At 73.6% G+C, this 11,655-nt stretch carries 8 protein-coding genes; 7 read left to right on the forward strand and 1 reads right to left on the reverse strand.

Annotation, left to right across the window (positions count from 1 at the left end; genetic code table 11):
• The first annotated feature begins 19 nt into the window (after positions 1–19).
• From H4N64_RS29700 to H4N64_RS29730, 7 genes are all read left to right on the forward strand, one after another.
• Positions 20–2,956 carry an AAA family ATPase gene (locus H4N64_RS29700; RefSeq protein WP_186285520.1) on the forward strand — a complete coding sequence of 979 codons (2,937 nt, stop codon included), beginning with the start codon at positions 20–22 and terminating at the stop codon, positions 2,954–2,956.
• Positions 2,957–3,088: 132 nt separating this feature from the next.
• Complete coding sequence (locus H4N64_RS29705; protein ID WP_186285521.1) at positions 3,089–4,276, forward strand: serine hydrolase domain-containing protein; 1,188 nt, start codon at positions 3,089–3,091, stop codon at positions 4,274–4,276.
• An 86-nt stretch (positions 4,277–4,362) separates the two neighbouring features.
• Positions 4,363–5,610 (forward strand): CAP domain-containing protein, encoded by a 1,248-nt coding sequence (locus H4N64_RS29710; protein WP_186285522.1) that lies wholly within the window; start codon positions 4,363–4,365, stop codon positions 5,608–5,610.
• 55 nt (positions 5,611–5,665) lie between these two features.
• On the forward strand, positions 5,666–6,343 hold the full coding sequence (locus H4N64_RS29715; protein WP_186285523.1) for an AIM24 family protein: 678 nt from the start codon (positions 5,666–5,668) through the stop codon (positions 6,341–6,343).
• Positions 6,344–6,520: 177 nt separating this feature from the next.
• The gene (locus H4N64_RS29720) at positions 6,521–7,561 is read left to right on the forward strand and encodes a tetratricopeptide repeat protein (protein ID WP_186285524.1); all 1,041 of its coding nucleotides are present in this window, start codon (positions 6,521–6,523) and stop codon (positions 7,559–7,561) included.
• Positions 7,558–8,583, forward strand: a complete 1,026-nt coding sequence (locus tag H4N64_RS29725; protein WP_186285525.1) for a polyprenyl synthetase family protein — start codon at positions 7,558–7,560, stop codon at positions 8,581–8,583. Before H4N64_RS29720 ends, H4N64_RS29725 begins: the two co-directional genes overlap by 4 nt.
• Positions 8,584–8,712: 129 nt before the next feature.
• Positions 8,713–10,236: a protein kinase domain-containing protein gene (locus H4N64_RS29730; protein ID WP_186285571.1), complete on the forward strand. Its 1,524-nt coding sequence runs from the start codon at positions 8,713–8,715 to the stop codon at positions 10,234–10,236.
• Here H4N64_RS29730 and H4N64_RS29735 read toward each other — a convergent pair.
• On the reverse strand, positions 10,228–11,628 hold the full coding sequence (locus H4N64_RS29735) for a serine hydrolase domain-containing protein (protein WP_186285526.1): 1,401 nt from the start codon (positions 11,626–11,628) through the stop codon (positions 10,228–10,230). The genes H4N64_RS29730 and H4N64_RS29735 overlap by 9 nt on opposite strands.
• Positions 11,629–11,655: the final 27 nt, after the last annotated feature.

Genomic DNA, 11,655 nt, shown 5'->3' on the forward strand with positions numbered 1-11,655 from the left:
CGCATGCCAGGATGAGCAAGTGACGCAGAACTTGTCTCCCGCCACCCCTCTCGTCGGCCGCGACCAGGAACTCGCCCGGCTCCTCGGTGTGCTTGAGCGGGCCCGTGGCGGTGAGGCTCGGGCCGTGCTCGTGGCCGGGGATGCCGGGGTCGGCAAGACGCGGGTGCTGGACGAAGTCGTCGCTCGGGCCGCCCGGGACGGGATGACCGTTCTGTCGGGGCACTGCGTCGATCTGGGCGACGTCGGGCTGCCGTATCTGCCGTTCACCGAGGTGCTCGGCGTGATCGCCGGGGATGCGCGGTTGGCCGAGGTGCTGGCTGCTCATCCCGTGGTCGACCGGATGCTGGGCGGCGGTACGGACGCCGCGCGGGACTCCCGGCTGCAACTGTTCGAGGGCATGGCCGGGTTGCTGGCCGACCTGGCGGACACAGCCCCTCTGCTGCTCGTCCTGGAAGACCTGCACTGGGCCGACCAGTCCTCCCGGGACCTGCTGCGGTTCCTGCTCAGCCGGGGTGTGTTCCAGCGGCCGACAGGCGGAGTCGCGGTCCTCGCCTCCTACCGCTCGGACGATCTGCACCGACGGCACCCCTTGCGCCCGCTGCTGGCGGAGCTCGTACGGCTGCCCGCGGTGGAGCGTCTTGAGCTGCGGCCGCTCGCCGACGCCGAGGTGGCCCGGCTGGTGCGGGCTCTGGAGGAGCGTCCGCTGCCGGAGACCACGGTCCGCCGGATCGTCGAGCGGGCCGAGGGCAACGCCTTCTACGCCGAAGAGCTCCTCGCGGCCACGGACACCGAGGCCGGCGGTGTGCCCAGCGGACTCGCCGACGTCCTGCTGATCCGCTTCGAGCAGCTCTCCGACACCGCCCAGCAGGTGCTGCGCACCGCCGCGGTCGCCGGGCGGCGCGTCGAGCACGATCTGCTGCGGGAGGCCGCGGGCCTGCCCGAGGCCGAGCTGGAGTCGGCGCTGCGCGAGGCCCTCGGGCGGCAGCTGCTGGTCCCCGGGGACGGTGACACGTACTCCTTCCGCCACGCCCTCGCGCGCGAGGCGGTCTACGCCGATCTGCTGCCCGGCGAACGGGCCCGGCTGCACGGCGCGTTCGCCCGGCTGCTCACCGAGCGGCCGCGGCGGGCCGAGACCGCCGCCGAGCGCGCCCACCACTACCGCGAGAGCCATGACCTGGCCGAGGCGCTCACCGCCTCGCTGGAGGCCGCCGACCACGCCCGCCGGGTCGGCGCGCCCGCCGAGGAGCTGCGGCATCTGGAGGCGGCGCTCGATCTGTGGTCGGCGGTGGACCCGTCCGCGCGGCCCTCGGGCGAGGGCCACAACCGGGTGACACTCACCCTGCGCGCCTCCTCGGCGGCCGCGCACGCCGGTGCGGCGCACCGCGCGGTCGCGCTGACCCGGTCCGCACTGGCAGGGGTCGACCAGGAGGAGGACTCGGAGCTTGCCGCCCGGGTCCGCTACACCCTCGCGGGCAATCTGATGACCGTCGACAACCTGAGCGCGGCCTACGCCCACAGCAGCGAGGCGCTCGCCCTGATCCCCGCCGAGCCCCCGTCGCCCACCTGGGTGTGGGCGGCCGCCACCCATGTCCTGGCGGCGCGTCATGTAGGGGCGACCGACACGGCGTTGCGGGTGGCCCACGAGGCGCTCGCCGTCGCCGAGCGGCTGGGCGTCACGGACGCCCGGGCCGATTTGCTGGTCTCCCTGGCGGCCCTGGAAGGCGGCGGGCGACGGAGTCCGCAGGGCAGGGCGCGGCTGCGTGAGGCCCGGGACCTGGCGCGCGGTTCGGGCAACGCGCCGGTGGAGCTGCGTGCCCTGTTCAACCTCGCCGTGGGCAGTTTCGAGGCGGGCGAGCTGGAGGAGTGCCTGCCGTGGCTGACCGAGGGCCTGGACCGCGCCCGCCGCTCCGGGCTGCTGTCCTCCGCGTATCCGCTGGAGATGCGCTACCTGCGGCTGGTGGTGCTGTACACGCTGGGCCGCTGGGACGAGTGCGTCCGGGACGCGGCGACCGACACCGAGGCGCTGCCGACGGCGGGCGGGTACGCGACCGCGCCCGCCTGGTACGTGTCGCTGGCCCGCGGTGACCTCACGGTCGCCGACCGGGCCAAGGCGCTCCAGGAGGGGCCGTTCGACTGGATGGGCACACTGGTCGCGGGCATCGTGCGGACCGACGCCGCCGCGCTGGCGGGCGACCCGGAGGCGGCGGTCGAGCGGATGCGGTTCACCGTCGAGGCGCTCACCGACGACGCGGGCGTCCGCCCCGATGTGACGGTACGGCTCGCCGCGCTCGCCCTGTCCGCCGTCTCCGACCGGGCCGTCGAACTGCGGCTGAAGGGCGACGAGGCCGGGGCCCGGCGCTGGGCGGACACCGCGACGGAACTGGTGGAGCTGGCGCGCGCCTCCGCCGTGCGCGGCACGGACCACGCGCCCCAGGGGCCGGAGGGCATGGCGTGGCTGGCCCGCGCCGAGGCCGAGTGGCTGCGGGCGGGTTCGGGGCCCGACGTGGAGGCCTGGGGCAAGGCGGTGGCCGCGTTCGACTACGGCGACGCCTATGAGCTGGCGCGCTGCCGACTCCGCCATGCCGAGGCCCTGTTGACGGCCGAGCGGCGCGAGGAGGCGGCCGTCGAGGCGGCGGCGGTACGGGAGACGGCCGCGCGGCTCGGCGCACTGCCGCTGCTGGAACGGGCGGATGCGCTGATCCGCCGGGGCCGTCTGTCGGACGCGCGCGGCGACACCGCCTCGCCGCTGACCGCCCGGGAGCAGGACGTGCTGCGGCTGCTGGCCCGTGGCCGCAGCAACCGGCAGATCGGCGAGGAGCTGTTCATCAGCGGCAAGACGGCCAGCGTCCATGTCTCCAACATCCTCGCCAAGCTGGGCGCGGCGAGCCGTGGTGAGGCGGTGGCCATCGCCTACCGCGAGGGCCTGATCGCGCCGGAGCCGACGGCGTCCGGCTGAGCGTCCACGCCGTCCGGGTCGCCCGTGCGGGCGACCCAGGGCCGTGTATGCCCTGAATGACCATCTTTCTTTCTCCCCCTGGCACTACTGTGCGTCGCCGTGACGGAGTGTCAGCAGGGAGAGAGGACACGGATGGATTCGGCAACGGTGGGCAGGGCCACGGCTTTGGGGGCGGCGGTCCTCCTCTCCCTCCTGGCGGCCCCGGCGCACGCGGCACCCCAGGAGCCCCAGCCCGACCTCGCGGCCCTGCCCGGCGTCCTGCGCACCGCGATGCAGCAGGGCGCGCCGGGCGCGCTGGCACGCATCGACGACCACGGCATCGTCTCCACGACGGCCGCGGGCATCGCCGACCGGAAGACCCGGCGCGCCCTCGACACCAGCGACCGCTTCCGCATCGGCAGCGTCACCAAGACCTTCTCCGCCGTCGTCCTGCTGCAACTGGTCGACGAGAAGAAGCTGAAGCTCGACGCCCCGGTCAACCGCTATCTGCCCGGGCTGCTGCCCGACGACCGGATCACCGTGCGCCACGTCCTGAGCCACCGCAGCGGCCTGTACGACTACACCAACGACATGTTCGCCCAGACGGTTCCCGGCTTCGAGGCGGTCCGCACCAAGGTCTTCACCTTGCGGCAGCTGATGGCCCGCTCCCTGGCCAGACCGCGCACCACAGCGCCGGGCGGCGCGTACGCGTACTCCAACACCAACTTCGTCGTCGCCGGGATGCTCATCAAGAAGCTGACCGGGAACTCCCTGCACACCGAGTACCAGAACCGGATCATCGAGCCGCTGCGGCTCGGCGACACCTTCTACGTCCATCCCGGCACGAAGATCCCGGGCCGGCACACCCGCGGCTATCTCACCCCGGACACGCCCGGCGCCGCGCTGGTCGACGCCACCGAACAGACGGTCTCCTGGGCGCAGAGCGCGGGCGCCGTCGTCTCCAGCGCACGGGACCTGAACACCTTCCTGTCGGCGCTGCTCGGCGGCAGGCTGACCTCGGCGGCGCAACTCGCCCAGATGCAGCGGTGGGTGCCCGCGGGCTCGGGTCAGGCGTACGGGCTCGGGCTGCGGCGCCGGGATCTGTCGTGCGGGGTGTCGGTGTACGGGCACACGGGTGCCGTCCAGGGCTTCTACACCTACGCGTTCGCCTCCAAGGACGGCCGGCGCAGCCTGGCGGCGCTCGCCAACACCTCCAACAACGGCAAGGTGCACACCACCATGCTGGGCACGCTGGAGTCGGCGTTCTGCGGCAAGACACCGAAGGCGCCGCGCGGTTCCTCGGTCGGCGAGCGGATCGATCCGGGCGCCGCCGCGCACTGAGTGCACGGGCGGGAACCCTCGCGGTGCGGCGCGCGTTTTCCGGACACCTCCCACCGGAACGCGTACGACGACACCAGGACGGCCCGATGAGCGAGTTGGTCCCCGGGGGCAATGTGCCCCTCCCGGGCGGCGCCGTGGCCGTCCGGGTGCCCGGCCCCTTCGATGTGTCCGCGCTGATCACGGACGACGGCGGCAAGGTCCGCGGCGACGGCGACTTCGTGTTCTACAACCAGCCGACGGCCCCGGGCGCGCGCCTGCACGGCGACACGCTCACCGTCGACCCGGCGCGGCTGCGCGCGGGCGCCACCCGGGTGACGGTCGTGATCAGCCCCGCCGACCCCGGCACCGCCCTCGGAGGCCTGCCCGCCCCCACGCTCCATGTCACCGGCGCGGGCGGCCGTACCCTTGCCCGGTTCGCCCCGCCGCGGCCCCGGCAGGAGACGGTGCTGCTGCTCGCGGAGCTGTACCGGCGTGGCGGCGGCTGGAAGCTGCGGGCTGTGGGCCAGGGGTACGCCGACGGACTGGCGGGCCTCGCCCGTGACTTCGGGGTGGAGGTCACCGAGGACGCGCCCGCCGACCCGGACGGTTTCGTCGGCCTCGTCAACTCCGCCCGCGCCTCGGCCGGTTCACCATCCATCGCCCTGGACGCCCGACTGGCCTCCGCCGCGCGGGACCATGCCGTCGCCATGGCGGCGCGGGGCCGCCTGGAGGCGGAGGGCCTCTACCCGCGCGTCACCGCCACCGGATACACGTATCTGACCGTCGGGGAGCATCTGGTGTCCGGCCCGCGCTCGCCCGCCGAGTTCGTCGAGTACTGTCTGGGCTCCGACCGGGCCAGGCGCACCCTGCTCGACCCGGCCTTCACGCACGCGGGACTGGCCTACGCCCCGGCCCGCTCCGGGGACGTCTACTGGACGGCGCTGTGGGCCCGCCCTTTCACCCCCGCCGATCTGGCCGGAACCGCCACGGAGGTGGTGGATCTCACCAACCGGGAGCGGGCGAGGGCCGGTCTGCCCCCGCTCGCCCTCGACCCGATCCTCACCACCGCCGCGCAGGCGCACAGCGCGGACATGGTCGCGCGGGCCTTCTACTCCCACATCTCGCCCGAGGGCAGTCAGCCCTGGGACCGGGCGGCCGCGGCGGGCTCCCGGCGGCGCTCGATCGGCGAGAACATAGCCTGCGGTCAGCGCTCCCCCGCCGAGGTCGTACAGGGCTGGATGGACAGCCCCGGCCATCGCGCCAACATCCTCAAACGCGACTTCACGCACATCGGCGTCGGCTTCGCGGGCGGCGGCCAGGCGGGCACGTACTGGACCCAACTCTTCGGCGCCTGAGGCACGGTGCCGCGCGGTCTGGGCGGAAGGACATCGTCCGCGACACGATGCCCTCATGAAGGGTGACCTGTTTTCCAGCGAGCACATGGTCCAGCCCGCCACGGCGCCGGGCATGACGGTAGAGAACGCCAAGTGCATCAGATACGCGGTGAGCGGCGAGATGCTGGCCCGCCAGGGCGCGATGATCGCCTATCGCGGCAGTCTCCAGTTCGAGCGCAAGGGCCAGGGCGTGGGCGGCATGCTCAAGCGCGCGGTCACCGGGGAGGGACTGCCGCTGATGGCGGTGCGCGGGCAGGGCGAGGCCTGGTTCGCGCACGAGGCGCAGAACTGCTTCGTCGTCGAGCTCGACCCCGGCGACGAGTTCACCGTCAACGGCCGTAACGTCCTGTGCTTCGACGCCTCGCTGTCGTACCGGATCGCGACCGTGAAGGGGGCCGGCATCACCGGCGGCGGCCTGTTCAACAGTGTGTTCACCGGACAGGGCCGGCTGGGGCTGGTCTGCGAGGGCAATCCGCTGGTGATCCCGGTATCGGGGCAGTATCCGGTCTACGTCGACACCGATGCGGTCGTCGGCTGGAGCGCGGGCCTCGGGACCTCGCTGCACCGGTCCCAGTCCATCGGCTCGATGCTGCGCGGCGGCTCCGGGGAGGCCGTACAGCTGATGCTGAGCGGTGAGGGCTACGTCGTCGTACGCCCGAGTGAGGCGACGCCGCAGAAGGCCCAGCAGCACTGACGGTCCGTGAGGTGATCTGCGCCTCACGGGCAACCCTGTCGGCTCCGTCCACGTCTTGATCGGCAACAGATGACACCGCCCTGGTCCCTCGGGGGCCAGGGCTGGTTTCCGACGCCCTATACACATCATGTATACGCTCGATGTATAGATGTGGTGTATACGGACCGAAAGGGATCCATGTACGGCAAGGCATTCGCCCCGGAGTACCAGGGCGCCCTGACCACCCTGTCCGTGAACTCCTCGCTCACCGATGTCCTGACGGCCGGTACCGAGGAGTTGCGGGCCGCCGAGCGGACCGGGCGGCACGGCGAGGCGGCGCGCTCCGGGCTCGCAGTCGCCGAGGCGCACCGGCGCCTCGGTCAGATCGGAGAGGCGGACCGGGCGTGGAAGGCGAGCTACCGCGCCGCCCGCCGCGCCGGGGACACGGCGGCGATGGCCTGGGCACTGTGGAGCGGCGGCACCCTGGCCCGGCAGCGCGGCGAGTTCGCGCTGGCCCGGCGGCTGCTCCAGCTCGCCGCGGAGCTCGGCGAGCGCGGCGGGGACGTCGTGGTCCGCGGGTACTCACTGGCCGGCCTCGCCGAGACCGGCCGGATCCAGGGCGACTACGAGGCCGTGGCCCGGCTGCACGAGCAACTGCTGGCCGAGGCCCGACGGCGCGGCGAGGCCCGGCACACGGTGTGGGCGCTGGAGGGCATCGCTCAGATCCACCGCAACACCGGCTCCTACGACACCGCGTACGCCCTGTTCGAGGAGGCGGCCGAGATCGCCGCCCGCGCCGACGACCGGCGCGGACACGCCTGGGCGCTGCGCGGCCTCGCCGACATCGTCTCGGTCCGGGACGGGGACACCGAGCGGGCCCTCGCCCTGCTGTCCGAGGCGGAGACGACCTGCCGGGCGATGAGCCTGTCCAGCGCGCTCGCCTACAACCACAAGATGCGCGGCAACGTCCTGTACCGCGCCGGTCGTTACACCGAGGCCCGGGACCTGTACGAGCGGGCGCTCGACGAGTTCCGCGCCATGAGCGAACCACGCGGCCAGGCCCTGGCCCGCCTGGGCCTGGCCAAGTCCAGGGCCCGGCTGGGCCGGGACCGCGCCGAGACGGAGGCCGAACTGACGGAACTGGCACGGACGTTGGACCGGATCGGCCTGAAGCACGCCCGGGAGATGGTGGCCCGGGCACAGGAGGAGCTGGAGCTCGGCGCGGAGGTCGTACGGTGACGGTCCTCCCCTCGACGGCGCCCCTGGCGGGCGTCCACGTACTGGACCGCTGCCGGGAGTCGGTCCGTCCGGCGCTCGCCGAGGCCGTGGGGCGGCTGCATCCCTGGGTCGGCGAGATGGCCGCGTACTCCTTCGGCTGGTGCGAGGTGGGCGGCACACCCGTCGCCGCCTCCGAAGGCAAGGGCGTGCGGCAGGCGCTGGCCGTGCTCGGCGCCGAGGCGGTGGGCGGCCCCATCGAGGCCGGGACGACCGCCGCGGTGGCGGTGGAACTGGTGCACGCCTTCTCCCTGCTGCACGACGACATCATGGACGGCGACACGGCCCGCCGCCGACGCCCCACGGTGTGGAAGGCGTACGGCACCGGTCCGGCCGTCCTCGCGGGCGACGCCCTGTTCGCGCTGGCCGTCGAGACCCTCGCCGCGGCACCCGGGAGCGGCGGCGCCGTACGACTGCTGTCGGTGGCGCTCGGCGACCTGGTGCGCGGGCAGGCCGACGACCTGCTGTTCGCGACCCGCCCCTGGACGGGGCCCGAGCGGGTGCGGCCGAAGGAGTACCGGGCGATGGCCGGGCACAAGACGGGCGCTCTGCTGGGCTGTGCCGCCGCGCTGGGTGCCGCGCTCGGCGGGGCGCCGCCCGCGACGGTCGCCGCGCTGGACCGGGCCGGGCGCGACCTCGGCGTCGCCTTCCAGATCGTCGACGACGTCCTCGGCATCTGGGGCGATCCCGCGGTCACCGGCAAGCCCGTCCATGGTGATCTGCGGGAACGCAAGAAGACGTTCCCGGTGCTCGTCGCGCTCGACACGCCTGTGGCCCGGCGCCTGGCCGAACTCCTGGATTCCGGCGAGGATTTCGGCGCCGCGGCCGCGCTGATCGAGGAGGCGGGCGGCCGGTCGGCAGCGCTGCGCGAGGCCCGGCGCCGGATCGCCGTCGCCGAGGCCGCCCTGGACGCCGTACCCCTGGAGGCGGGCGCGGCCGGGGAGTTGCGGTCGCTGCTGGCCTTCCTGGTGCGTCGCGACCTGTGACACGCGTGTTCGACACCGATGAACAAACGGGAATCGGCGCATCTCGCTCGGCGGATCCTTGAACACACCCCGTCACACCCGCCGTACCTCTGGGAAAGGTGAGAGCCAGGGGTTCAGCGAGGGATGACCATGGTCAAGGCGCACGTCTCCACACCCGTGTTGGTCGCCGGGAGATTCCGGCTCGTCGAGGTCGTCAGCCGGGAGACCAACCGCGTCTGCTGGTACGGGGAGGACATCGGGGTGGTGCGGCCCGTCCTGGTCACCCAGATTGGGCTGCCGGAGGTTCCGGACGGGGAGGAGGCGCGCCGGATCATCGCGCGGGTCATCCGCACCTCCGAGCGGATGGCGCTGATGCTGCCCCACCGGGTCGGCGAAGTCATCGACGCCGTCGAGGAGTCGGGGACACTGTGGGTGGTCACCAGGTGGATCGACGGGGTGCCGCTGAGCGAACTCCTCTCCCAGCAAGGCACGTTGAACTACGTCCGGGCCGCGCGCATCGGTCTGCAGCTGCTCGATGTGCTGGAGACGGCGCACGGCCAGGGCATCGCACACGGCGAACTCAGCCCCGCCCAGGTGTTCGTGCGCGACGAGGGGTCCGTCGTGCTCACCGGCTTCGGGCTGGCGGGCGCCACCCTCGCGCCCCGGCTGGCGGCGCCCGCCTACGCCTCCCCCGAGCAGGCACGGGACGAGCCGATCGGGCCGGCCGGCGATCTGTGGGCGCTGGGCGCGCTGCTCTACACGATGGTGGAGGGGCGCCCGCCGTTCCGGGACCGGGGGCGGCCGGAGGCCACGCTGAAGGGCGTGGACCGGCTGCCGCTGCGCACCCCGGTGCGGGCCGGGCCGCTCACCCAGGCCGTACAGGGGCTGTTGCGCAAGGACGCCCTGGAACGGCTGCCCCGCCCGGTGGTCCGTGAGGCCTTCGTCCGCGTCCTCGACGAGGAGACCGCGGCGACCGTGCCGAGCCCGCGGCTGCGCGGCCGGTACACACACTGCCCGGGCTTGGGCAACCGGGCCATGATCGCGGGGACCGCCCTGGCCGTCGTCACCGTCGTGGTCGCCGTCCTCGCGGTGACCGACCGGCTGCCCGGCGGCTCCGACTCCCCCGCCGCCGGGCCGAAGCCGAGCCCGACCCCGTCCGCCACCGCGCCCGCCTCCCCCAGCCCCTCCCCCACGCCGACCCCCACCCCCTCGGAATCCCCCTTCCGCCGCTACGACTCCCCCGAGGGTTTCTCCGTCACGCTCCCGGCGGGCTGGCGGCCGCTGAGCACCGACCGGGTCTCGGATCTGGCGTACCGCGTGGTGCTCGGCGCGGAGGGCGACGCGCGCACGCTCACCGTCACCTACAGCGAGCGGGTGGGCCCCGATCCCGTCGCCGTCTGGCGCGATGTGGAGCCCGGCCTGAAGCAGGGCGGCGACTACCGGAGGATCGGCGAGATCCGGGCGACGACGTACCGGGGCCGGAATGCCGCCGAGATGGAGTGGCTCGCCGACGCCGACGGCACCCGGGTGCGTACCTTCGGCCGGGGCTACCTCCTCGGCGGCGGCCGCGGCTACTCGCTGCGCTGGACGGCGCCCGCGGCCGACTGGGACGACGCCGACAACCGCGAGGCCCTGGCCGCCGCCCTGCGCACCTTCAAGGAGCCGTCACGCTGAACGGCCGGGCACGCCCATCGCGCTGAGCGGCCGGGGGTGCAGGGGCTGGGTGCGCCAGCGGGCCGTGCAGGTGCGGTCCGGCAGCGAGCAGGTCACGGCGAGGCGGTGGGGCGTCTCCAGGAAGACCACCTCCGCCTCCAGGGTGTCGGGGTCGGTCCAGCCGCCGCTCACGGCGGTGGGAACCGGCTCCTCGGCGACGCTCCAGCCGCTCTCCGCGAGCCGCAGTTCCAGCCGGTGGCCGTCCTCGATCAGCGTCAGCCGGTGGCCGTCCGGGGTAGCGGTGACCTCCGCGGAGATCCAGTCCGAGCCGAAGGCGACGGCGGACCACTCCTGCGGCGCGGGCTTGCCCACGGCCGGCGGCAGCGCGAGCCCCGCCAGCCGCTCGGCCAGGGCCGCGTCCGCGGCCTCACGGCCGGACAGCGGCTCCGGTCCGCACGCGGGCAGCAGATGCGTCCAGACCATCTCCAGCATCTTCTGCATGTCTTCGGTCGCCGCGGTCGTCGCGATCACGGCGTCCTGCTCGGGCAGCACCAGACAGAACTGGCCGTACGCGCCGTCACCGCGGTAGCCGTGCCGCGACATCCAGAACTGCAGACCGTAGCCCTGCCGCCAGTCCTTCCCGCCCATGGGGCCGTCATCGTTCGCCGTGTGCGTACGGGTGGCCTCGGCGACCCAGGACTCGGGCAGCACCCGCCGCCCCTCCCACATCCCGCCGCCCAGATAGAGCTGCCCCAGCCGGAGCACCGCGTCGGTGGTGGCGTGCAGCCCGCTGAAGCCGATCTCCCGGCCCGTCCGGTCCCGCACCCACGCCACCTCGCCGATGCCGATCGGGTCGAAGAGCCGGGGACGCAGATAGTCGGTGAGCGACTGGCCGGTCAGGCGCTGGACGATCGCGGCGAGGGTGTAGGTGGTGGGCTGGTTGTACGCGAAGACGGTCCCCGGATCCCGGTCGGGCGGCAGCCGCAGGAACCCCCGCACCAGGTCGTCGGGGTCCAGCGCGCGGGCCCGGTCCAGGGTCTCGGCCTCGTGGCCACTGGCCATCGACGCCACATGCCGCACGAGCATCGCGCGGCTGCGCGGGTCGGTGACCTCGGCGTCGAACTCGGGGAAGTACGAGATCACCGGGTCGTCCAGCCGCAGCAGCCCCTCGGCGACGGCGAATCCGGCTGCGGTGGAGGTGAAGCTCTTGCTGAGCGAGTACAGCAGGTGCGGACGTGCGGCGGAGTACGGCGCCCACCAGCCGGAGGCCACGAGCTTGCCGTGCCGCATGATCATGAGGCTGTGCGGTTCTGTCTCGGGGTCGTCTTCGAGGGCGTCGAGGAAGGCCTGCACACCGCAGGCGTCGACGCCCTGGGAGGCGGGCGTGCTGGAGGGCAGTACGCGAGTCGTCATGACGGCATCCCTACCCACCAGGCCGTT

The organism is Streptomyces cupreus (genome assembly GCF_014257025.1).
Classification (GTDB): Bacteria; Actinomycetota; Actinomycetes; order Streptomycetales; family Streptomycetaceae; genus Streptomyces; species Streptomyces cupreus.